Source organism: Streptomyces xanthophaeus (assembly GCF_030440515.1).
GTDB lineage: Bacteria > Actinomycetota > Actinomycetes > Streptomycetales > Streptomycetaceae > Streptomyces > Streptomyces kutzneri.
In genome coordinates this window covers 6,242,649-6,265,353 of the sequence record NZ_CP076543.1, presented here as the reverse complement: position 1 = coordinate 6,265,353, position 22,705 = coordinate 6,242,649, and the positions used below count along the sequence as shown (strand labels likewise).

Here is a 22,705-nt window from a genome sequence, read left to right as displayed (position 1 = left end):
TCCCTGCACACAGGAGACCGCGCAACCGCGCAATGCAAGCGCCCTTCGGGGCGGACGTGGCCGTTCGACTGGAGATGCACGTGTCCGGGCGCATCGAGGATTACGCACTGATCGGGGACATGCAGACCGCGGCACTGGTCTGCCGGGACGGAGCGGTGGACTGGCTCTGCCTGCCACGCTTCGACTCGCACGCCGTGTTCGCGAGCATTCTCGGCACCGAGGATCACGGGTTCTGGCGGATCGGCCCGTCGTTCCCGGCGGGCACCGAGGCCCCGCGTGCCACCCGCCGCCGCTACCGCGGTGATTCGCTGGTGCTGGAGTCGGAGTGGGACACCCCGCGCGGCAAGGTCCGCGTGATCGACTTCATGCCACCCCGTGAGGATCACGCGCCACAGCTGATCCGCATCGTGGAGGGCGTCAGCGGGCGGGTGCCGATGCGTTCGGCCCTGCGGATGCGCTTCAGCTACGGGCGGGTCGTGCCGTGGGTCCACAAGGTCGACGGGCGCACCGTGGCCGTGGCCGGCCCCGATTCCGTCTGGCTGGACGCCGACGCGCAGACCTACGGCAAGGACCTGACGACGTACTCCGACTTCACCGTCGGCCCCGGCGACCGGAAGGCCTTCAGCATCAGCTGGCAGGCCTCGCACCGCGACGCGCCCGAGACGCCCGACGCCGAGGCGGCCCTGGAGTCGACCGCCGAGTTCTGGCGCGAGTGGGTCGAGCAGTGCACGTACCACGGGCCCTACCGGGAGGCCGTGATCCGCTCGCTGATCACCCTCAAGGCCCTCACGTACGGCCCCACGGGCGGGATCGTCGCCGCGCCCACCACCTCCCTCCCCGAGGAGATCGGCGGGGTCCGGAACTGGGACTACCGCTACACCTGGCTGCGGGACGCGGCCATCACCCTCTCCTCGCTGCTGCGCACCGGATACCGCGAGGAGGCCCGCGCCTGGCGCGAGTGGCTGCTGCGCGCGGTCGCCGGCGACCCGGAGAACCTGCAGATCATGTACGGGATCGCGGGCGAGCGGGAGCTCGGCGAGACCGAGCTGGACTGGCTGCCCGGCTACGAGAACTCGCGCCCGGTCCGCGTCGGCAACGGCGCGGCGGGCCAGCTCCAGCTCGACGTGTACGGCGAGGTCACCGAGGCCCTGCACCTGGGCCACATGACCGGGCTCGCCCGCAGCGACTACGCCTCGCTGCTCCAGCTCAAACTGATCCGCTACCTGGAGACCCACTGGGACCAGCCGGACGAGGGCATCTGGGAGGTGCGCGGCCCGCGCCGCCACTTCGTGCACTCGAAGGTGATGGCCTGGGTGGCCGTGGACCGCACGATCAAGCTGATCGAGAGCGGGGACGCGGACGGCCCGCTGGAGCGGTGGCGCGAGCTGCGCGACGAGATCCACCAGGACGTGTGCGAGAAGGGCTACGACAAGGAGCGCAACACCTTCACCCAGTCGTACGGGTCGAAGGAGCTGGACGCCTCCCTGCTGCTGATTCCGCAGATGGGCTTCCTGCCGCCGGACGACAAGCGGGTCATCGGCACCATCGAGGCGATCCAGCGCGAGCTGTCCACGCCCGACGGTTTCATCCTGCGCTACCCGACGGCGGGCGAGGAGGCCGGTGTGGACGGCCTGGAGGGCGACGAGGGGGCCTTCCTGGCCTGCTCGTTCTGGATGGCCGACGACCTGGCGATGATCGGCCGGGTGGACGAGGCGCGGCGGCTGTTCGAGCGGCTGCTGTCGCTCCGCAACGACCTGGGTCTGCTCGCGGAGGAGTGGGACCCGCGGCTCCAGCGGCAGGTGGGGAACTTCCCGCAGGCTTTCAGCCACGTTCCGCTGATCGACACGGCCCTGCGGCTGACGGCCAGCGGGGCGTACGGAGGCTAGGACGGCCCGCGAACGGCCCGGGCCGCGTGGCCCGGGCGCGGGCGACGCGCCCGGGGCGCGGATCATCTCGCCGCGCCCCGGTGATCGTCCGCGCCTACCCTGGAAGGGTCCTATGCCCTCCCTCCGGTGGAAGGGGGCAGCCATGGCTCCCCTGTCGAAGGCGGGCGCGGCCCTGACCGCGCTCCGCGAGGATCTGTCCGGCGAGGTCTTCGCCCCGGAGGATCCGGGGTACGACGAGGCCCGGACCCTCTTCAACGCGATGATCGACCGCAGACCCGCCGTCATCGCCCAGTGCGAGAGCACGGCGGACGTGGTGACCTCCGTGCGGTTCGCGAGGGATCTGGACCTGAACATCGCCGTGCGCGGCGGCGGGCACAGCGTGGCCGGGATGTCCCTCAACGACGGCGGCCTCGTCGTGGACCTGCGGCGGATGCACGCGGTGACGGTCCATCCGGCGGCCGGTGCCGCGCACATCGAGGGCGGGGCCACCATGAGCCACCTGGACCGGGCCTGCGAGCCGTACGGGCTGGCGACCACCGGCGGCCGGGCCTCCACCACCGGCGTCGGCGGCTACGTCCTGGGCGGCGGCAGCGGCTGGCTGGACCGGAAGTTCGGCCTGGCGGTGGACAACCTGCTGGGCGTGGACCTGGTCACCGCCGAGGGCGAGCTGATCCACGCGACCGCGGAGGAGCATCCGGAGCTGTTCTGGGGGCTGCACGGCGGCGGCGGGAACTTCGGCATCGCCACCTCGCTGACCCTGCGGCTGTACGAACTGCCCGCCATGTCGATCGCGTTCCTGCTGTACCTGCCGGAGCGCGGGCCCGAGGTGGTCCGTACGTACCGGGACGTCATCGAGGCCGCACCGCCCGAGGCCTCCGGCGCCGCGCTCTACCTCACCGGCCCGCCCGAGGAGTTCGTCCCGCCGCACCTGGTCGGCCGCCTGCTGGCCGGGGCGCTGCTGACGTACGCGGGCCCCGAGGACGGGATGCGGAAACTGGCCGAGCCGCTGCTGGCGATCCCCCACGAGTCGGAGATCGTCACGGCCATCCCGTACGCCGATCTCCAGTGCATGATCGACGACCCGCCGGGCATGCGGAACTACTGGTCGGCCGAGTACCTCACCGGCTGTCCCGACGCGTTCGTGGACGTCTTCTGCGCCCGCGCCGAGGCCATGCCGGTACCGACGGGCACCCAGCACCTGGTCTTCCCGCAGGGCGGCGCCATCGCCTCCGGCCCGCCCGACTACCCGGTGCCGTACCGCGACGCGCCGTGGGCGGTGCACCCGTTCGGGATCTGGGAGGACGCGGCCGACGACGAGCGCTGCCGGCAGTGGGTCAAGGACGTCCGCGCCGACGCCCGGCCGTGGAGCACCGGCGCGGTCTACCTCAACTTCACCGGGGACGAGGGCGTGGAGCGGGTGGTCTCGGGCCTCGGCGGCGAGAACATGCAGCGGCTGGGCGCGCTGAAGCGGCAGTACGACCCGGACAACATCTTCCGCTTCAACCACAACATCCAGCCCGCCTGACGATGGGCACAGTTCTGCCGGTAGCGTCCCGCGATATGGAAAACCAGGGCGGGATCACGGTTCAGCGGGCACTGGAGCTGCCGGGGCTGCGCAGCGGACTGCCGGAGGTGGTGGCCTGCGCCGACCGCCTGGGGCGGACCGTCCGCTGGGTGCACGCCGGCGAGGTGCCGAACATCGCATCCCTGCTCAAGGGCGGTGAGCTGCTGCTGACCACGGGCCTGGGCCTCGGCACCCGGCCGGCCGAGCAGCGTGCCTTCGTACGCCGCCTCGCGGACCGCGGGATCGCCGCGCTGGTGGTCGAGCTGGGCCCGCGCTTCACGCGGCTGCCGGCGACCCTCGTGGAGACCGCGCGCTCGGCGGGGCTGCCCCTGGTCCAGCTCCACCGGGAAGTCCCCTTCGTGGCCGTCACGGAGGAGGTCCACACCGAGATCGTCAACCACCACTACGCCCTGCTCCAGCGGGCCGAGGAGGTCCACCGCCGCTGTACGGAGGCCCTGCTGGGCGGCGGGGGCATCCCGCAGGTCCTGCGGATCCTGGCCGATTTCACGGGGAACCCGGTCTTCCTGGAGACCCCCGACGGGCAGCTCCTGTACGCGGCCGGGAGCGCGGCCGGGGACGCGGGCGCGGACCCGCTCCAGGTGTGGGAGGGCCTGCGGGGCCAGCGCGAGGCCGAACCCTCCACGAACACGGTGGTGGTCGACGTACCGGGCGGGGGCCACGGCACCGGCTCGGTCCGGGCCCGGGTCGTCCTGGTCGGCGTCTCGGCCCCGCTGCTCCCGGTGCACCGGATGGCGGCCGAACGCACGGCGGGCGTCCTGGCCGTCGTCCTGATGCAGGCGCGGCAGGAGGAGGAGCTGGCGGCGCGCGGCCGTGGCGACTTCCTGACGGACCTGGCGGAGGGCCGCATCTCGGCGGAGGACGCACCGGCGCAGGCCCGTGTCCTGGGGTTCAAGCCGGGCGGCGGTCCGCTGCTGCCGGTGGTGATGCGGCTGGCCTCCGACCTCGGCCCGTCCGGGAACTGGGCCGTCCTGGCCCGTGCGGTGCTGGAGGAGCTGTCGTCGGTCGGGGTCCCGGTCCTGCTGGGCGTCCGCCCGGTCGAGGGCCGGGTGCCGCTGCTGGTCTCCCTGCGCGCGGAGTCGGAGCGTACGGCGGTGGCGGACCGGGTCTCGGCCGCGCTGCGGGCGGGCGTCGAACGCGCGGGCCTGGACCGGGCCACCGCCCCGCCGGCCGTGGTCGTCGGCGTGGCGGGTGGCTGGGCGGCGGCCTCGGCGGGTCTGCGCCACGCCGCGGAGACCGCGACGGCGGCCCACGGCCTGCCGGCCCGGCCCTGGTACGACGCACGCCGCCTGGACATCGACCTGCTGCTGTGGCGGCTGCGCGAACACCCCGACCTGGCCGCCTTCGTGGACCGCGCGATCGGGCCGCTGCGCACGCACGACACGACGTCGCGCCCGCCGCTGCTGCCGACGCTGGAGACGTACCTGGCCCACGCGGGCCGCAAGGCGGAGACGGCGCGCGAGCTCCATCTGAACCGGCAGACGCTCTACAACCGGCTGGCCCGCATCTCCGAACTCCTGGGCACGGACCTGGACGACCCGGAAACGGTCCTCTCCCTGAGCCTGGCGCTGCGCGCCCGCCGCCACGCCCCTACGCCTTCCTGACGCGCCGCTCGCACGGCTGCGCCGGACTCCGTCCGTCAACGCCTGGGCGGGTGGGCGCTGTCCCTGCGGGGCTGTCCCCTACCCGCCCTTCCACCGTTCCCCGGGCTCCGCCCGGTCCCGCGCCTCAATCGCCGGCGGGGCTCGAAAAGAGCCCCGCCGGCGATTGAGGCGGAAACGAGGCGACACACGAGAACGCAGCGCGGCCGAATCAAGCCTCGCCGGCGATTGAGGCGCGGGACCGGGCGGAGCCGGGGCGGAGGGAATCGCTGCCCGCCGGGAGGCTACCTACGGCGTTCCATCAGTTCGTCGTAGACGGACAGGACCTGCGCCACCGTGTCGTCCTCCGACGGCCACGTCGCGGCCTGGACGCGCCCCGCGGCCACCAGGGCCGCCCGGCGGTCCGGGTCGGCCAGCAGCCCGGTCACGGCCGAGGCGAGCGGCCCGGCCTCGCCCGGCGGGACCAGCACCGCGCCCTCCCCCACCAGCTCCGCGACACCGCCCACCGTCGTGGCGACCAGCGGCACGCCGACCCGCAGCGCCTCCTGCGCCAGCAGCGCCCGCGCCTCCCACCGGCTGGGCAGCACCGCCAGGTCCGCCGCCGCCAGCAGCTGCGCCGCGTCCCGGCGGCGCCCCAGCAGCCGTACCGGGAGGCCTTCCGCCTCGATCCGCCGGGAGAGCTCCGCCCGTAGCGGCCCTTCCCCCGCGATCACCAGCAGCGGCGCCGGGTCCAGGCCGCGCCATTCCCGTGCCGCGTCGAGCAGTACGGAATACCCGCGGTGCGGCACCAGGCTGCCGACGGCGATCAGCAGCGGCCGTTCCACCGCGCCGAGTTCCGCCCGCACCTTGCCGGGGTCGGCCGCCGCCTCCGGACCCGCCGGGCCCGCCGGTACCGCCACCGGGGCCAGCCGCGCGTCCTTGGCGCCCCGCAGCCGCGCGGCGTCCACCTGGTCCGAGGAGGCCCCGAGCACCACCGCCGCGGCCCGCGCGACGTGCCGTTCCAGCATCCGGCCCAGTCGGCCGAGCGCACCGGGCGCGGTGGGGCCCTCGCCGTGCCAGCTCACCACCAGCGGCACCCTGCGCCCCCGTATGGCCAGCGCGGCGCGCATCCCGGCGCGCACGCCGTGCGCGTGCACGAGGTCCGCCCCGGCGCAGGCGGCCCGCAGCACGCTGACCGCGTCGGGCGCGAACTGCGCCCCGGCGCCGGTGAAGTCGTACTCCCCCTCCGCCTGGACGGGCGCGCACACCGTGACCCGTACCCCGCGCGCGGCGAGGCCGGTCGCGAGGGACCGTACGTGGGCGCTGCTGCCCGCGCCCGCACCGCCGCCGAGTACTTGCACGGTGCGCAGCGGCGGCCGGCCGTAGGGCTGGGCCGGGAGGGAGGTGGAGACCGGGGAGCTGCTCACGGGCCGAAGCTCCAGGGTGAGGGAGTCAGAGAACGCCAAGGATGCCAGTCCGCACGCGCGTTCCGGGACCATACGGGTGCGGATCCCGTACGAGATACCGCTGGACGCGCCTCAGCCTCACCCACACGGACTATCCCCGGACGGCGAAGGGCCCGGAACGCCGCGTGTTCCGGGCCCTTCTCACCGTGTGTCATCTCACGCGTCCGCGCGCGCCGCCGCCAGCAGTTCCTCGGCGTGCGCCCGCGCCGAGACCGAGTCCTCGTGGCCGGCCAGCATGCGCGACAGCTCGCGGATCCGGTCCTCGCCCTCCAGGACGGTGACCCCGCTCCGGGTGACCGATCCGTCGTTGGTCTTCTCGACGAGCAGCTGCCGGTCGGCGAAGGCCGCCACCTGCGGCAGGTGCGTGACGACCACGACCTGCGCCGACTTGGCCAGTTTCGCCAGCCGCCGGCCCACCTCGACGGCCGCCTTGCCGCCGACACCCGCGTCGACCTCGTCGAAGAGGTAGGTGGGCACCGGATCGGACCCCGCGAAGACGACCTCGACGGCCAGCATCACCCGGGACAGCTCACCGCCCGAGGCGCCCTTGGCGATCGGCCGCGGCTGGGCGCCGGGGTGCGGGGCCAGCAGCAGCTCGACCTCGTCCGCGCCCGAAGGGCCGTAGGCGACCGGGCGGCCGTCCACGTCCACTCCGTCGGGGTCCTCCGCCTGCCGGATGTCGATGGTGACGCGGGCGTGCGGCATCGCCAGCGAGGCCAGCTCCTCCGTCACCGCGGAGGCGAAGCGCGTCGCGGCCTCCACCCGGGCGTCCGTCAACGCCTGCGCCAGCAGGGACAGTTCCCCGCGCAGTCCGTCTCGCTCGGCGGTCAGCTCGGTGATCCGCTCGTCGTCGCCGTCCAGTTCCAGCAGCCGCGCCGCGCCCTGTTCGGCCCACTCCAGCACGGCGTCCACGGTGCCTGCGGAGCCGTACTTGCGGGTGAGCTGCGTCAGGGCGGCCCGCCGCTCCTCCACCGCGGCCAGCCGCAGCGGATCGGCGTCCAGGTCGTCGGCGTAGCCCGCCAGTTCCCCGGCCACGTCGGACAGCAGGATGCCCAGTTCCCCGATCCGCTCGGCGAGCGCGCCGAGGGCCGGGTCGTGGGACCGTACGGATTCCAGTGCCCGGTGGGCGCCCGCGACGAGCATGTTCGCGTCGATGGCCTCCGGGTCCTCGGGGTTGCCCGCGAGCGCGGCGTGCGCCAGCTGCGCCGCCGACGACAGCGATTCGGCGTGCCCGAGCCGCTCCGCCTCGGCGGCGAGTTCGGTGTCCTCGCCGGCCACCGGTTCCACGGCCGCGATCTCGTCCAGCCCGAAGCGCAGCAGGTCCGCCTCCTGGGCCCGTTCCCGGGCCCGGGTGGTGATCTCCTCCAGCTCGACGGCGACGGCGCGGAGCCTGCGGTAGGCCGAGCCGTACTTCTCCAGCGGGACGGCGACGGCGTCCCCGGCGTACCGGTCGAGTGCCTGCCGCTGCCGGGCGGGGCGCAGCAGCCCCTGCTGGTCGGTCTGCCCGTGTACGGCGACCAGGTCGTCGGCGAGCTCGGCGAGCAGGCCGACGGGCACGGAGCGGCCTCCGACGTGGGCGCGCGAGCGTCCCTCGGCGGACACGGTCCGGCTGATCAGCAGGGCGCCGTCGTCGAGCTCGGCCCCGGCCTCCTCGGCGCGTACGGCGGCGGGGGCGTCGGGGCGCATGACGATGCGGCCCTCGACCACCGCGGCCTTGGCCCCGATCCGTACCAGGGCCGGGTCGGCGCGACCGCCGAGCAGCAGCCCGAGGCTGGTGACGACCATCGTCTTGCCCGCGCCGGTCTCGCCCGTCACCGCGGTGAATCCGGGCGACAGCTCGACCACCGCGTCGTCGATGACCCCGAGCGACCGTATCCGCATCTCCTCAAGCACGGGACGACGATACCGAGGTTTCATGGGTGCCATGTGACGTCACCCGTCCCGAGTTCTCCGAACACATGTGCTATTTACGCTCTCCCGGCCGAACTCCCCCTCCTGCCACGGGAATAGGCGCCGGGGACCGTTTCGGACTCGGTCCGGCTTGGACGCGACGAGTACGGCATTCGCACCCGCCGCGTCCAGCGGCAGGCCTCGGCCCGCCCGAATCCGGCGCCGGCCGGACGGCGGCTGCGCGACGCCTTCGACCCGCGCGGCGTGTTCGCCCGGGGTCGCTCCGAAGGGCCGCAGCCGCCCACCGCCCGTGATCCGGTCCGTCAGTGCGGCGCGCCGCGCCACCCCGACACCGGCAGTGCGAACTTGGCGACGAGCCGGTCCGTGAAGGACGCGTGGTGCAGCCGGGCGAGCCGCACCGGCACCGCACCACGCCGTACCTCGACCCGTGCCCCGGCGGGCAGCTCCAGCATGCGCCGCCCGTCGCACCACAGCACGCCGTGCGGTGTGCCGTTCTGCACCTCCACCGCCAGCACCGAGGTCGGCGAGGTCACCAGCGGCTTCGCGAACAGCGCGTGTGCGCTGATCGGCACCAGCAGCAGCGCCTCCACCTCCGGCCAGACCACCGGCCCGCCCGCGGAGAAGGCGTAGGCCGTGGAGCCCGTCGGAGTCGCGCAGACGATCCCGTCGCAGCCGAAGCCGGTCACCGGGCGCCCGTCGATCTCCAGGACCACCTCCAGCATCCGCTCCGGGGACACCTTCTGGACCGCGGCCTCGTTCAGCGCCCAGTCCCGGTGGACCACATCGCCGTTCGTGCGCACTATCACGTCGAGCGTCATCCGCTCCTCGACCTCGTACGAGCGCGTCACCACCCGGTCCACGACCTTGTCCAGGTCGTCGCGCTCGGCCTCGGCGAGGAAGCCCACCCGGCCCAGGTTGACGCCCAGCATCGGCACCCCCGAGGCGCGTGCGAACTCCGCGCCCCGCAGCAGGGTCCCGTCCCCGCCGAGGACGATGAGCAGCTCACACCCGTCGAGCGCCCCCGGGGTGGACTCGGTGACCAGCTCCACCTCGGGGGGCAGCGGCAGGTCCACGGCCTCGTGCTCCATGACGCGTACGCCCAGCCCGCATCTCAGCAGACCCTGCACGACCAGCTCGGCACTGCGGATGGCCGCAGGCCGCCCGGTGTGCGCGAGCAGGAAGACCGTCCGCCCTTCCCCCGAAATCCGTGAACCCGCTGCACCTGCTGAACCCGCTGAATCTGTCACTGCGGCCCCTCCGCCACTGCACGGTCAACATCCGCCGGGTCGAGGGCCGGTGCCCCCGCCCGCAGCCACAGAAAGTACTCGACGTTCCCCGACGGCCCCGGCAGCGGACTCGCCGTCACACCGAGAACACCCAGCCCCAGCTTGGCCGCCTGCGCCGCGACCTCGCGTACGGCCCCGGCCCTCAGCTCCGGGCTGCGCACCACGCCGCCGCTGCCCAGCCGGTCCTTGCCGACCTCGAACTGCGGCTTGACCATCAGCACCAGGTCCGCGTCCGGCGCGCAGCAGCGCACCAGCGCCGGCAGCACCAGGCCGATGGAAATGAAGGACAGGTCACCGACGACCAGGTCGACCGGGACCCCGTCGAGCTGCTCCACCGTCAGCTCGCGCACGTTCGTGCGGTCCTTGACCGTCACCCGGTCGTCGCTCTGCAGCGACCAGGCCAGCTGCCCGTAGCCGACGTCCACGGCCATCACGTGGGCCACGCCCGAGCGCAGCAGCACGTCGGTGAACCCGCCCGTGGAGGCGCCGGCGTCCAGCGCGCGGCGGCCCTCGACGGCCAGCCCCTGCGGCTGGAAGGCCGCCAGCGCGCCGGCCAGCTTGTGGCCGCCCCGGGAGACGTAGTCGGGGTCGCTGTCGTCCTTGCGGACCACCAGGGCCGCGCTGGTCTCGACCTGGGTGGCCGCCTTGGTCGCGGTGGTTCCGCCCACGGTCACCCGGCCCGCGGCGATCAGCTGCGCGGCGTGCTCGCGCGAGCGGGCCATGCTGCGGCGTACCAGTTCGGCGTCCAGGCGGCGGCGTGCCACTCCTGCCACGTTCGGTTCAGCTCCTGTTTTCGTACGGTCCGGGGACGGGCGGTGCGTCCAGCGCGGTCAGCGCCTCGCGCAGGCCCCGGTGGACATCCTCGTACACCTCGACGTGTCCGTCCGCCGCGAGGTGGTCCGCGTCCGCCAGCCGCGCCAGGTGCGCGTCCACGCCGGCGTGGCCGGTGGGCGTGCGTACGACGCCCAACGCCACGGGCCCGACGGGCTCTGCGGGCTCGACGGGCTCTGCTGGCTCGGCGGAGGCTTCGGCCCGGAGGTCGGCGGCTTCGTCGGTCATGCCCCGACGCTACCTCGAAGCGCCCCGCGACCACGCATGGCTCTGCGGTACGGTCGTGATCACGATGGCTACGATCCAGGAGTGCCGCGAAGCACTCGACAACCTCTCCGGCAATCTCGCGCGGGCCGACGACGGCGTACGCGGCGCGGCCGCGTTCGACCGCTCCCTGAGCTGCCACATCACCGACCTGGACCAGACGTTCACGGGCCGCCTCGACGCGGGCCGGATCCGGGTGGACGCGGTCGCCCCGGGCCCGCCCGCGTCGAAGGCGGAGATCCGGCTCGCGATGACGGGCGACGACCTCGTGGCGCTGGTCGCGGGCGAGCTGAAGTTCGCGAAGGCCTGGGCCTCGGGCCGCGTCAGGCTGGAGGCCGGCTTCCGCGACCTGCTCCGCCTCAAAGCGATGCTCTAGCCGAACCGCGCTCCCCCTCCTCCAGCCCCGCCGGCGCCTTCCAGCCCCGCCGGCGTTTGAGGCGCGGGGGTCCGGGGGCAGCGCCCCCGGCAACGGCGCCGCACCCGGCATCCGGAACGGCACGGCCCGCCCGGGCGGAAGCTACTCCGCCCGGGCCACCGCACGGGCCTTGCGCGCCGCCGGAACCACCAGCGGCGTCCCCGTCTCCGGATCCGGAATGACCTGGCAGCGCAGCCCGAACACCTTCTCCACGAGCTCCGCCGTCACCACCTCGGCCGGCGGCCCCTCCGCGACGACCTTCCCGTCCCGCATCGCGATCAGGTGCGTGGCGTACCGGGCGGCGTGGTTCAGATCGTGCAGCACGGCCACCAGCGTCCGCCCCTGCGTCTCGTGCAGCTCCGCGCACAGGTCCAGCACGTCGATCTGGTGCTGGATGTCCAGGTACGTCGTCGGCTCGTCGAGCAGCAGCAGCGGCGTCTGCTGGGCCAGCGCCATCGCGATCCACACGCGCTGCCGCTGCCCGCCCGACAGCTCGTCCACGGCCCGGTCGGCGAGCTCGGCGACCCCGGTCGAGGCCATCGACTCGTTCACGATCCGCTCGTCCTCGGCCGACCACTGCCGCAGCAGCCCCTGGTGCGGGTACCGGCCGCGCGAGACCAGGTCGGCCACCGTGATCCCGTCGGGCGCGATCGAGGACTGCGGGAGCAGGCCCAGGGTCTTGGCGACCTTCTTCGCGGGCATCGACCCGATGGCCTGCCCGTCCAGCAGCACCCGCCCGGTGGACGGCTTCAGCATCCGCGACAGGGCCCGCAGCAGCGTGGACTTGCCGCAGGCGTTGGGGCCGACGATCACCGTGAAGGAGTTGTCGGGGATCTCCACCGACAGGTTCTCGGCGATGACCCGCTGGTCGTAGCCGAGGGTCACGTTCTCCGCGGTCAGCCGCTGCACTTGCGTACTCCTCATCAGGTTCATATACGTCCCGCCTTGCGCTCGGTGACGAGCAGCCAGAGCAGGTAGACACCGCCGACGAGGCCGGTCACCACACCCACCGGCAGCTGGTCGGCGCCGAAGGCCCGCTGCGAGGCCCAGTCGGACACCATCAGCAGCACCGAGCCCATCAGGGCGGCGTTCAGCAGGTTCCCGCCGGGCGAGCGGGTCAGACGCCGGGCCAGCTGCGGCGCGGCCAGCGCGACGAAGCTGATGGGCCCGGCCGCGGCGCTCGCCGCGGTGGTGAGCAGGACCGCCGCGAGCATCAGCAGCATCCGCGTCCGCTCCACCCGCACCCCGAGCGCGTACGCGGCGTCGTCCCCCATCTCCATCATCCGCAGGGCCCGGCCCTGCCCGAGGACCAGCGGGAAGAGCACCGCGCACACCGCGAGCAGCGGCCACACCTGCGCCCAGTCCCGGCCGGCCAGCGAGCCGGTCAGCCAGACCATGGCACGGGTGGCCTCGATCAGCTGGGCCTTCGTGATCAGGTACTGGATCACGGCGATCAGGATGGCGGAGGCTCCGATGCCGACCAGCACCAGCCGGTAGCCCTGGATGCCCTGCTTGTAGGCGAGCAGGTAGACGAGAACTCCGGCCAGCAGGCCGCCGACCAGCGCGCCGACGGCCACCTCGGTGGCACCGCCCTTGAACAGGACGATGACGACGAGCGCGCCGACCGCCGAGCCGTAACCGAAGCCCAGCATGTCCGGGGAGCCCAGCGGGTTGCGGGAGACGGACTGGAAGACGGCTCCGGAGATCCCGAGCGCCGCGCCGACGAGCAGCGCGACCAGGGCCCGCGGCAGCCGCAGGTCGTTGACGATGAAGTCGGTGGCGGGGGTGCCGTTGCCGAGCAGGGTCTGGACGACGTCCCACGGCGCGATCTCGAAGTCGCCGGTACCGATGAGCACGACGGACATCGCGAGCGCCGCGACGGTCAGCAGGACCCCGACGGCCAGGGCACGCCGCTCGACGCGCAACGAGACCCCACCGGGCAGGTGCAGCGGACGGGAGCCGGACCGGCGGCCCTTGCGGGGGGTGTCGGTCGCGGTCACGGTGGTGGGCGCGGTCGCGGTCACAGCTGGGCCATCCTCTTGCGCCGAACCAGGTAGATGAAGACCGGGCCGCCGAGGAGCGCGGTCACGACGCCGACCTGCAGTTCGGCGGGCCGGGTGACGACACGGCCGACGATGTCGGAGCCGAGCAGCAGCGCCGGCGCCAGGACGGCCGAGTACGCGAGCACCCAGCGCATGTCAGGACCGGTGAAGGACCGGACGAGGTGCGGGACCATCAGCCCGATGAACACGATGGGCCCGCACGCGGCGGTCGCCGCACCGCACAGCAGGGTGATGGCGACCATGGCGCCGATCCGGGTCCGCGTCAGGTGGGCGCCGAGCGCCCGCGCCGTGTCGTCGCCCATCGCCATCGCGTTGAGCGGCCGGCCCAGCATCAGCGCGAGCACCGCGCCGACGAGCAGGAAGGGGGCCACCTGCCGGACGGTGTCCATGTTGGCCGAGGCCAGCGAACCCACCGTCCAGAAGCGCAGCTTGTCCAGCGCCTTGCTGTCCATCAGCTGCACGGCGTTGATGTAGCCGACGAGCGCCGCGCTGGCCGCCGTACCGGCGAGCGCGAGGCGCACCGGGGTCGCGCTGCGGCTGCCGCCGAGCACGTACACGAGGACCGAGACGAAGGCGGCGCCGAGGAAGGCCCACCACACGAACTCGTTCAGCGAACTCGCGCCGAAGAAGCTGATCGCGGAGACCACGGCGGCCGCGGCACCCGCGTTGACGCCGAGGATGCCGGGCTCGGCCAGCGGGTTACGGGCCAGCGCCTGCATCACGGCACCGGAGAGTCCGAGTCCGAGCCCGACCATCAGCCCGAGCAGGGTGCGCGGGATCCGCAGATCCCGCACCACCACGTCGGAGGGCGTACCCGCGTAGGAGAACAGGCCGTGCCAGACCTCGTCCAGGGACATCTGCTTGGCGCCCACGGCGATGCTCACGACGGCGATCAGTGCCAGCACCGCGAAAGCGGCGAGCAGACCGGCGGCGCGTGCGGCATGGCGCGGGCGGGCTACGGCGGCGCCGGCGCCCTCTTGGGGCGCCGCGCTCCGTTCGGGTTCGGGGGGACTCTCGACCAACACGCAGGTTAGGCTAACCTACCTTCCGCACGGGCGGATCCCCCGGAGGGCCCTAAAGACCCAGCCTGGCCAGCGCCTTCGCCATGTCCAGCGTGCAGGCCCCGTCCCCGGCCACCGTCCAGGCCGCCGCGCACAGCGCCCGCAGCGCGTCGAGCGGATCCCCGCCTTCCGCGCCCTGCCCGGCCTCTCCGCCCTCGCCGGCCTCTCGCAGTTCCAGCACGCCGCCGTTCGTCGCGACCGCCGTCCAGCCTCCGCAGCGGAAACCCTCCGCGCACGGCTCCACTTCGGGCTGCCCGGTCAGCAACCCCCGCAGATCCCGGTCCACATAGGTCGGGCGGTGCCTCGGCTCGGCCCGCAGCAGCTGCTCCGCGTCCGTGACCCCGGTCAGCACCAGCAGCGAGTCCACCTCCCCGTTGAAGGCACCCTCGATGTCGGTGTCCAGCCGGTCCCCCACCACCAGCGGCCGCTCCGCCCCGGTACGCAGCACCGTCTCCCGGTGCATCGGGGGCAGCGGCTTGCCCGCCACCTGCGGCTCCGCGCCCGTGGCGATCCGTACGACCTCCACCGCGGCCCCGTTGCCCGGTGCGATGCCCCGCGCCCCCGGAATCGTCAGGTCGGTGTTCGACGCGAACCACGGCACCCCGCGGTTGATCGCGTACGAGGCCTCCGCGAACCGCCCCCACGGCAGGTCGGGACCCCCGTACCCCTGGACGACCGCCGCGAGCCCCTCCTCCTCGGCCGACTCCACCGGCACCAGACCCCGCTCGCGCAGCGCGACCCGCAGCCCGTCCCCGCCGATCACCAGCACCTTCGACCCCGGCTCCACCTGCTCCGCGATCAGCCGGGCCACCGCCTGCGCCGAGGTGATCACCTCGGCCGCCTCCGTCGGAATGCCCAGCTCACCCAGGTGCTCCGCGACCGCGTCCGGTGTGCGCAGCGCGTTGTTCGTGACGTACGCGAGGTGCATCCCGTCCGCCCGCGCCGCGGCGAGGGACTCCACGGCGTGCGCGATGGCCTCGCCACCCGCGTACACCACCCCGTCCAGATCCAGCAGCGCGGTGTCGTACGCCTGGTGCAGACTCTGCTCACTCGCCGCGGGGCTGGTCCTGTGCTGCCGGGTCATCCTGTCCGCTCCTCATGAGATCGACCTTGTCCGATTCCGTACTGCCCCGATCATCCCGCATGGCGAGACGCGATTTACCATGCACCAATGACCACATCTGGTACCGCGGAGCATGGGCTGCGCCTGATCCCGTTCCATGGCCTGCGCTACGTCCCCGAGCGTGTCGGCAGCCTCGCCGCCGTCACCTCGCCGCCGTACGACGTGGTCGTGCGTCCCGACGGAGTCGACCACCTCGAATCCGCCGACCCGCACAACATCGTCCGCCTGATCCTGCCGCAGGCCGGTACCCCGGCCGCGCGCAACGAGCAGGCCGCCCGCACCCTGCACGACTGGCTCGCCGACGGCATCCTCAGCGCCGACCCCGAGCCCGCGCTCTACGTGTACGAGCAGCGCCGGGCCGGCCTGCTCCAGCGCGGCCTCATCGGCGCCCTCGCCCTGTCCGCCGCCGACGCCGGCATCGTCCTGCCCCACGAGGACGTCATGCCGGACGTGGTCACCGACCGGGCCGGCCTGATGCGGGCCACCTCCGCCAACCTCGAACCCCTGCTGCTCACCTACCGGGGCGACGACCCCGGCACGGGAGCGGCCGCGGTCGTCGAACGGACCGCCCAGCTCGCCCCCCTCCTGTCGACCACCACCGAGGACGGCTTCCAGCACCGCCTGTGGGCCATCACGGATCCGGCCGAACTCGCCACCGTCATGGCGGACCTCAGCCACCGCCAGGCACTCATCGCCGACGGCCACCACCGCTGGGCGACGTACCTGCGCCTCCAGGAGGAGCACGGCTCCCCCACCGCCTGGGACTTCGGCCTGGTCCTCCTCGTGGACACCGCCCGCTATCCGCTCCAGGTCCGCGCCATCCACCGGATGCTGCGCCGCCTCCCGGTGCCGGACGCCCTCGCGGCCCTCGACGGCCACTTCCGCGTCCGCCCGGTCGACGGACCGCTCCCGCTGGCCCTGGACACCCTCGCGGACGCCTCGGAACGCGGCAACGCCTTCCTGATCGCCGGCGACGGCGCCTTCCACCTGGTCACCGACCCTGACCTGGCGCTCCTCGACACCACGGTCCGCCACGACCGCCCCGAGGCCTGGCGCCGGCTGGACGCCACCGTCCTGCACGCGACCCTGCTCGACGCCCTCTGGAACATCCCGGACGCCCCGGACCAGATCACGTACATCCACGACGCCGCGTCCACCGTGGCCATGGCCGAGCGGCACGGCGGCACGGCGGTCCTGCTGCATCCCGTACGCGAGGAGGTCGTGCGGGACCTGGCCCGCCAGGGCGTCACCATGCCCCGCAAGTCCACGTCCTTCGGACCGAAACCGGCCACGGGCCTGGTCCTGCGCGGCCTCGGCTGATCGCTTCCGGACATGAAGAAGGGCGGTACCCCGGTCGGGGTACCGCCCTTCTTCATGTCACCGTGCCTCAGGCCTTGTCGCCCTCGACGTCGGCGTCGGCGTCGGCCGCGGACTGCTCCAGCGGCTCGTACTCCTCGTCGTCCTCGTCGTAGTACTCGGCGACGTCGGAGGCGCGCTCGGCCGCGGCGATCTCCGCCGCGTCCTCACCCTCGTCGTCGTCCTCGTCCTCGTCCTCGTCCTCGGCGAGGTCGGACAGGTCGATCGAGGCGTCGACGAACTCGACACCGTCGAGCTCGGCGAGACGGTCGGAGGCGTCGGTCGCCCCGTCCTTGTCCGCTTCGAGGGTCTTGCCGAACCACTCGCGCGCCTCGTCCTCACGACCGGCCGCCAGCAGGGCGTCGGCGTAGGCGTACCGCAGGCGCGCGGTCCAGGGCTGGACCGAGCTGGAGGCCAGCTCCGGGCTCTGCAGGGTCACGATGGCCGCTTCGAGCTGCCCCTGGTCCCGCCGGGCACCGGCCGCGACCAGACGCATCTCGACCTGACCGGCCTTGTCCAGCTTCTGCACCTCGGGCTCGCCGGCCATGGCCAGCGCCCGCTCCGGACGGCCGAGGCCGCGCTCGCAGTCGGCCATGACGGGCCACAGCTCGACCGAACCGGTCATGCGCTTGGCGGCGCGGAACTCCGCGAGGGCCTCGCTGTACTTCTGCGTGGCGTACGCGGCGAAGCCGGCGGCCTCGCGGACAGCGGCGACGCGGGAGGCCAGCCGCAGGGCGATGCGCGAGTACGCGTACGCCTGCTCGGGCTCGTCGTCGATCAGCCGCGCGACCATGACGAGGTTCTTGGAAACCTCTTCTGCCAGACCCTTGGGCAGGCTCAGCAGCTCCTGGCGCACATCGGCGTCGATCTCGAGGCCGGTGACGTCCTCGTCGATCGGAAGCCGCTTGACCGGGTCACGGTCGGAGCGGTAGTCGCGGTCGCCGCCGCGGTCATCGCGACCACGGTAGCCACCGCGGTCGCCACCGCGATCGTCACGGCCACCACGGAACCCGCCACGGTCGCCACCGCGGTCGTCACGGCGGGGGTAGGACGGGCGGTCGCCGCCACGGTCGTCACGACCGCCGCGGAACCCACCACGGTCGTCCTCACGACGGGGGTAGGACGGACGGTCGCCACCGCGGTCGTCACGGCGGAAGCCGCCGCCACCACCGGAGGGACGCCCACCACGGTCGTCCTCACGACGCGGGTACGACGGACGGTCGCCACCGCGGTCATCGCGACGCGGGTAGGACGGGCGGTCGCCACCGCGGTCGTCACGACCGCCGCGGAACCCACCACGGTCATCGTCACGACGGGGGTAGGACGGACGGTCGCCACCGCGGTCGTCACGGCGGAAGCCGCCGCCACCACCGGAGGGACGCCCACCACGGTCGTCATCACGACGCGGGTACGACGGACGGTCGCCACCACGGTCATCGCGACGCGGGTAGGACGGGCGGTCGCCGCCACGGTCGTCACGACCGCCACGGAACCCACCACGGTCGTCATCACGACGGGGGTACGACGGACGGTCGCTGCCACCACGGTCATCGCGACGGGGGTAGGACGGACGGTCACCGCCACGGTCGTCACGGCGGAAGCCGCCGCCACCACCGGAGGGACGCCCACCACGGTCGTCCTCACGACGCGGGTACGACGGACGGTCCCCGCCACGGTCGTCACGGCGGAAGCCGCCGCCACCACCGGAGGGACGCCCACCACGGTCGTCCTCACGTCGCGGGTACGACGGACGGTCGCCACCACGGTCGTCACGGCGGGGGTAGGACGGGCGGTCGCCGCCACGGTCGTCACGACCGCCACGGAACGCACCACGGTCGTCCTCACGACGGGGGTACGACGGACGGTCGCTGCCACCACGGTCATCGCGACGCGGGTAGGACGGACGGTCGCCACCACGGTCGTCGCGACGGAAGCCGCCGCCACCACCGGAGGGACGCCCACCACGGTCATCGTCACGACGGGGGTACGACGGACGGTCGCTGCCACCACGGTCATCGCGACGCGGGAAGCTGGGACGGTCGCCACCGCGGTCGTCGCGACGGAAACCGCCGCCACCGCCACCACCGGAAGGACGCCCACCACGGTCGTCGTCACGACGCGGGTACGACGGACGGTCGCCACCACGGTCGTCACGACGGAAACCGCCGCCACCGCCGCCGGCCGGGCGGCCACCGCGGTCATCGCGACGGAAACCGCCACCACCACTGGACGGCCGGCCACTGGCACCACGGTCGTCACGACGGAACGGGGGGCGGTCGCCACCACGGTCGTCACGGCCCCCGCGGTAGCCGCCCCTGTCACCGCCGTCGTTGCGCCGAGGCTCGCGCTCCGGACGATCGTCGGGAGAGTTGGACATGGGTGTGACTCCTGTCTTCGGGGTACCGCTAGTCATTCTCGCGCAACCAACCCATGGCCGCGCTTCGGCGTAAAGAGGTAAAAACAAAAAAGGACCCTTGGTCCAGCGTTGAACGCTGGACCAAGGGTCCTTTGAAAGATTGTTCGGCGGCGTCCTACTCTCCCACAGGGTCCCCCCTGCAGTACCATCGGCGCTGAAAGGCTTAGCTTCCGGGTTCGGAATGTAACCGGGCGTTTCCCTAACGCTATGACCACCGAAACCCTATCGGTTTCGAGCGAACAAGCACACTTTGTAGTTATGTTCTAGCTCTAGAAACCAGCAACTGTTCGTTATTTCAGAACTAACACAGTGGACGCGAGCAACTGAGGACAAGCCCTCGGCCTATTAGTACCAGTCAGCTTCACCCGTTACCGGGCTTCCACATCTGGCCTATCAACCCAGTCGTCTACTGGGAGCCTTACCCTCTCAAGGAGGTGGGAATACTCATCTTGAAGCAGGCTTCCCGCTTAGATGCTTTCAGCGGTTATCCCTCCCGAACGTAGCCAACCAGCCATGCCCTTGGCAGGACAACTGGCACACCAGAGGTTCGTCCGTCCCGGTCCTCTCGTACTAGGGACAGCCCTTCTCAATATTCCTACGCGCACAGCGGATAGGGACCGAACTGTCTCACGACGTTCTAAACCCAGCTCGCGTACCGCTTTAATGGGCGAACAGCCCAACCCTTGGGACCGACTCCAGCCCCAGGATGCGACGAGCCGACATCGAGGTGCCAAACCATCCCGTCGATATGGACTCTTGGGGAAGATCAGCCTGTTATCCCCGGGGTACCTTTTATCCGTTGAGCGACGGCGCTTCCACAAGCCACCGCCGGATCACTAGTCCCGACTTTCGTCCCTGCTCGACCCGTCGGTCTCACAGTCAAGCTCCCTTGTGCACTTACACTCAACACCTGATTGCCAACCAGGCTGAGGGAACCTTTGGGCGCCTCCGTTACCCTTTGGGAGGCAACCGCCCCAGTTAAACTACCCATCAGACACTGTCCCTGATCCGGATCACGGACCGAGGTTAGACATCCAGCACGACCAGAGTGGTATTTCAACGGCGACTCCACAACCACTGGCGTGGCTGCTTCAAAGTCTCCCACCTATCCTACACAAGCCGAACCGAACACCAATATCAAACTGTAGTAAAGGTCCCGGGGTCTTTCCGTCCTGCTGCGCGAAACGAGCATCTTTACTCGTAGTGCAATTTCACCGGGCCTATGGTTGAGACAGTCGAGAAGTCGTTACGCCATTCGTGCAGGTCGGAACTTACCCGACAAGGAATTTCGCTACCTTAGGATGGTTATAGTTACCACCGCCGTTTACTGGCGCTTAAGTTCTCAGCTTCGCAACCCCGAAAGGTCACTAACCGGTCCCCTTAACGTTCCAGCACCGGGCAGGCGTCAGTCCGTATACATCGCCTTACGGCTTCGCACGGACCTGTGTTTTTAGTAAACAGTCGCTTCTCGCTGGTCTCTGCGGCCACCCCCAGCTCACGGAGCAAGTCCGATCACCAGTGATGGCCCCCCTTCTCCCGAAGTTACGGGGGCATTTTGCCGAGTTCCTTAACCATAGTTCACCCGAACGCCTCGGTATTCTCTACCTGACCACCTGAGTCGGTTTAGGGTACGGGCCGCCATGAAACTCGCTAGAGGCTTTTCTCGACAGCATAGGATCATCCACTTCACCACAATCGGCTCGGCATCAGGTCTCAGCCTTAATGAGGGACGGATTTGCCTACCCCTCGGCCTACACCCTTACCCCGGGACTACCACCGCCCGGGCTGGACTACCTTCCTGCGTCACCCCATCGCTTACCTACTACAAGTCTGGTTCGTCGGCTCCACCACTTTCCTTTCCCCGAAGGGTCCGGAACGGCTTCACGGACTTAGCATCGCCTGATTCGATATTGGGCGTTTCAAAGCGGGTACCGGAATATCAACCGGTTGTCCATCGACTACGCCTGTCGGCCTCGCCTTAGGTCCCGACTTACCCTGGGCAGATCAGCTTGACCCAGGAACCCTTAGTCAATCGGCGCACACGTTTCTCACGTGTGTATCGCTACTCATGCCTGCATTCTCACTCGTGAACCGTCCACAACTAGCTTCCGCTGCTGCTTCACCCGGCACACGACGCTCCCCTACCCATCACAGCGGGCGTTGGCCCTATTGCTGCAATGACACGACTTCGGCGGTACGCTTGAGCCCCGCTACATTGTCGGCGCGGAATCACTTGACCAGTGAGCTATTACGCACTCTTTCAAGGGTGGCTGCTTCTAAGCCAACCTCCTGGTTGTCTCTGCGACTCCACATCCTTTCCCACTTAGCGTACGCTTAGGGGCCTTAGTCGATGCTCTGGGCTGTTTCCCTCTCGACCATGGAGCTTATCCCCCACAGTCTCACTGCCGTGCTCTCACTTACCGGCATTCGGAGTTTGGCTAAGGTCAGTAACCCGGTAGGGCCCATCGCCTATCCAGTGCTCTACCTCCGGCAAGAAACACACGACGCTGCACCTAAATGCATTTCGGGGAGAACCAGCTATCACGGAGTTTGATTGGCCTTTCACCCCTAACCACAGGTCATCCCCCAGGTTTTCAACCCTGGTGGGTTCGGTCCTCCACGAAGTCTTACCTCCGCTTCAACCTGCCCATGGCTAGATCACTCCGCTTCGGGTCTAGAGCGTGCAACTCAATCGCCCTATTCGGACTCGCTTTCGCTACGGCTTCCCCACACGGGTTAACCTCGCTACACACCGCTAACTCGCAGGCTCATTCTTCAAAAGGCACGCAGTCACGACCGTCATTCCGAAGAATGACGGCGACGCTCCCACGGCTTGTAGGCACACGGTTTCAGGTACTATTTCACTCCGCTCCCGCGGTACTTTTCACCATTCCCTCACGGTACTATCCGCTATCGGTCACCAGGGAATATTTAGGCTTAGCGGGTGGTCCCGCCAGATTCACACGGGATTTCTCGGGCCCCGTGCTACTTGGGAGATGAGCAAGCAAGCCGCTGATGTTTCGTCTACGGGGGTCTTACCCTCTACGCCGGACCTTTCGCATGTCCTTCGACTACATCAACGGTTTCTGACTCGCCGACCGGCCGGCAGACCGATCAAGCTCATTCCCACAACCCCGCATGCGCAACCCCTGCCGGGTATCACACGCATACGGTTTGGCCTCATCCGGTTTCGCTCGCCACTACTCCCGGAATCACGGTTGTTTTCTCTTCCTGCGGGTACTGAGATGTTTCACTTCCCCGCGTTCCCTCCACACTGCCTATGTGTTCAGCAGTGGGTGACAGCCCATGACGACTGCCGGGTTTCCCCATTCGGACACCCCCGGATCAAAGCTCAGTTGGCAGCTCCCCGGGGCCTATCGCGGCCTCTCACGTCCTTCATCGGTTCCTGGTGCCAAGGCATCCACCGTGCGCCCTTAAAAACTTGGCCACAGATGCTCGCGTCCA

The 22,705-nt window shown here is 70.9% G+C and carries 15 protein-coding genes, 2 rRNA genes and 2 pseudogenes; 5 read left to right on the top strand and 14 right to left on the bottom strand.

Going from position 1 to position 22,705, the window contains the following annotated elements; genetic code table 11:
• Window positions 1-56: 56 nt before the first annotated feature.
• The 3 genes from KO717_RS27945 to KO717_RS27935 all read left to right on the top strand — a co-directional run bounded on the left by KO717_RS27945 (window position 57) and on the right by KO717_RS27935 (window position 5,072).
• Window positions 57-1,886: a glycoside hydrolase family 15 protein gene (locus tag KO717_RS27945; protein ID WP_301372030.1), complete on the top strand. Its 1,830-nt coding sequence runs from the start codon at window positions 57-59 to the stop codon at window positions 1,884-1,886.
• Between the two features lie 142 nt (window positions 1,887-2,028).
• The gene (locus KO717_RS27940) at window positions 2,029-3,411 is read left to right on the top strand and encodes an FAD-binding oxidoreductase (RefSeq protein WP_301372028.1); all 1,383 of its coding nucleotides are present in this window, start codon (window positions 2,029-2,031) and stop codon (window positions 3,409-3,411) included.
• A 35-nt stretch (window positions 3,412-3,446) separates the two neighbouring features.
• Window positions 3,447-5,072, top strand: a complete 1,626-nt coding sequence (locus tag KO717_RS27935; RefSeq protein WP_301372026.1) for a PucR family transcriptional regulator — start codon at window positions 3,447-3,449, stop codon at window positions 5,070-5,072.
• 281 nt (window positions 5,073-5,353) lie between these two features.
• Here the strand turns inward: KO717_RS27935 and KO717_RS27930 are convergent, their stop codons facing one another.
• The 5 genes from KO717_RS27930 to KO717_RS27910 form a co-directional block, all read right to left on the bottom strand.
• Window positions 5,354-6,475 carry a glycosyltransferase family 4 protein gene (locus KO717_RS27930; protein ID WP_301372024.1) on the bottom strand — a complete coding sequence of 374 codons (1,122 nt, stop codon included), beginning with the start codon at window positions 6,473-6,475 and terminating at the stop codon, window positions 5,354-5,356.
• A gap of 195 nt (window positions 6,476-6,670) precedes the next feature.
• Entirely contained in the window at window positions 6,671-8,395 is a 1,725-nt protein-coding gene (recN, locus tag KO717_RS27925; RefSeq protein WP_301374814.1) for a DNA repair protein RecN, read from the bottom strand.
• 332 nt (window positions 8,396-8,727) lie between these two features.
• On the bottom strand, window positions 8,728-9,672 hold the full coding sequence (locus KO717_RS27920; RefSeq protein ID WP_301372022.1) for an NAD kinase: 945 nt from the start codon (window positions 9,670-9,672) through the stop codon (window positions 8,728-8,730).
• Window positions 9,669-10,484: a TlyA family RNA methyltransferase gene (locus KO717_RS27915; protein ID WP_301372019.1), complete on the bottom strand. Its 816-nt coding sequence runs from the start codon at window positions 10,482-10,484 to the stop codon at window positions 9,669-9,671. Before KO717_RS27915 ends, KO717_RS27920 begins: the two co-directional genes overlap by 4 nt.
• A gap of 7 nt (window positions 10,485-10,491) precedes the next feature.
• Window positions 10,492-10,770 carry a hypothetical protein gene (locus KO717_RS27910; protein WP_301372017.1) on the bottom strand — a complete coding sequence of 93 codons (279 nt, stop codon included), beginning with the start codon at window positions 10,768-10,770 and terminating at the stop codon, window positions 10,492-10,494.
• Window positions 10,771-10,834: 64 nt separating this feature from the next.
• On the opposite strand from KO717_RS27910, the gene KO717_RS27905 reads away from it, so the two are divergent.
• Window positions 10,835-11,182, top strand: a complete 348-nt coding sequence (locus KO717_RS27905; protein WP_301372015.1) for an SCP2 sterol-binding domain-containing protein — start codon at window positions 10,835-10,837, stop codon at window positions 11,180-11,182.
• Window positions 11,183-11,323: 141 nt separating this feature from the next.
• Here the strand turns inward: KO717_RS27905 and KO717_RS27900 are convergent, their stop codons facing one another.
• From KO717_RS27900 to KO717_RS27885, 4 genes are read right to left on the bottom strand one after another with little or no spacing between them, the layout of a single operon-like run.
• Window positions 11,324-12,130 carry an ABC transporter ATP-binding protein gene (locus KO717_RS27900; RefSeq protein ID WP_301372013.1) on the bottom strand — a complete coding sequence of 269 codons (807 nt, stop codon included), beginning with the start codon at window positions 12,128-12,130 and terminating at the stop codon, window positions 11,324-11,326.
• Window positions 12,131-12,150: 20 nt separating this feature from the next.
• Window positions 12,151-13,221, bottom strand: coding sequence for a FecCD family ABC transporter permease (locus KO717_RS27895; protein ID WP_437184658.1), 1,071 nt, complete (start codon window positions 13,219-13,221; stop codon window positions 12,151-12,153).
• A gap of 20 nt (window positions 13,222-13,241) precedes the next feature.
• On the bottom strand, window positions 13,242-14,309 hold the full coding sequence (locus KO717_RS27890; protein WP_301372011.1) for a FecCD family ABC transporter permease: 1,068 nt from the start codon (window positions 14,307-14,309) through the stop codon (window positions 13,242-13,244).
• A gap of 49 nt (window positions 14,310-14,358) precedes the next feature.
• Window positions 14,359-15,429: an HAD-IIA family hydrolase gene (locus KO717_RS27885; protein ID WP_301372010.1), complete on the bottom strand. Its 1,071-nt coding sequence runs from the start codon at window positions 15,427-15,429 to the stop codon at window positions 14,359-14,361.
• 87 nt (window positions 15,430-15,516) lie between these two features.
• Here KO717_RS27885 and KO717_RS27880 point away from each other — a divergent pair, with 87 nt between their 5' ends.
• The gene (locus KO717_RS27880) at window positions 15,517-16,788 is read left to right on the top strand and encodes a DUF1015 domain-containing protein (RefSeq protein WP_301372009.1); all 1,272 of its coding nucleotides are present in this window, start codon (window positions 15,517-15,519) and stop codon (window positions 16,786-16,788) included.
• Between the two features lie 67 nt (window positions 16,789-16,855).
• On the opposite strand, the gene KO717_RS27875 is transcribed toward KO717_RS27880, so the two are convergent.
• From KO717_RS27875 to KO717_RS27860, 5 genes and pseudogenes are all read right to left on the bottom strand, one after another.
• Window positions 16,856-17,680 carry a tetratricopeptide repeat protein gene (locus KO717_RS27875; protein ID WP_301374810.1) on the bottom strand — a complete coding sequence of 275 codons (825 nt, stop codon included), beginning with the start codon at window positions 17,678-17,680 and terminating at the stop codon, window positions 16,856-16,858.
• Between the two features lie 225 nt (window positions 17,681-17,905).
• A pseudogene (locus tag KO717_RS37515) lies at window positions 17,906-18,289 on the bottom strand (DEAD/DEAH box helicase); the annotation flags it as partial.
• 27 nt (window positions 18,290-18,316) lie between these two features.
• A pseudogene (locus KO717_RS27870) lies at window positions 18,317-19,186 on the bottom strand (tetratricopeptide repeat protein); the annotation flags it as partial.
• Between the two features lie 156 nt (window positions 19,187-19,342).
• Window positions 19,343-19,459: ribosomal RNA gene (gene rrf / locus KO717_RS27865) — 5S ribosomal RNA — on the bottom strand.
• Window positions 19,460-19,565: 106 nt separating this feature from the next.
• Window positions 19,566-22,688: ribosomal RNA gene (locus tag KO717_RS27860) — 23S ribosomal RNA — on the bottom strand.
• Window positions 22,689-22,705: the final 17 nt, after the last annotated feature.

Excerpts from the sequence above, each read along its gene's own strand:
- KO717_RS27940 (WP_301372028.1), top strand. The coding sequence starts at position 2,029 with ATGGCTCCCCTGTCGAAGGCGGGCGCGGCCCTGACCGCGCTCCGCGAG.
- KO717_RS27935 (WP_301372026.1), top strand. The coding sequence starts at position 3,447 with ATGGAAAACCAGGGCGGGATCACGGTTCAGCGGGCACTGGAGCTGCCG.
- recN (WP_301374814.1), bottom strand. The coding sequence starts at position 8,395 with ATGCGGATACGGTCGCTCGGGGTCATCGACGACGCGGTGGTCGAGCTG.
- KO717_RS27910 (WP_301372017.1), bottom strand. The coding sequence starts at position 10,770 with ATGACCGACGAAGCCGCCGACCTCCGGGCCGAAGCCTCCGCCGAGCCA.
- KO717_RS27905 (WP_301372015.1), top strand. The coding sequence starts at position 10,835 with ATGGCTACGATCCAGGAGTGCCGCGAAGCACTCGACAACCTCTCCGGC.
- KO717_RS27885 (WP_301372010.1), bottom strand. The coding sequence starts at position 15,429 with ATGACCCGGCAGCACAGGACCAGCCCCGCGGCGAGTGAGCAGAGTCTG.
- KO717_RS27880 (WP_301372009.1), top strand. The coding sequence starts at position 15,517 with ATGACCACATCTGGTACCGCGGAGCATGGGCTGCGCCTGATCCCGTTC.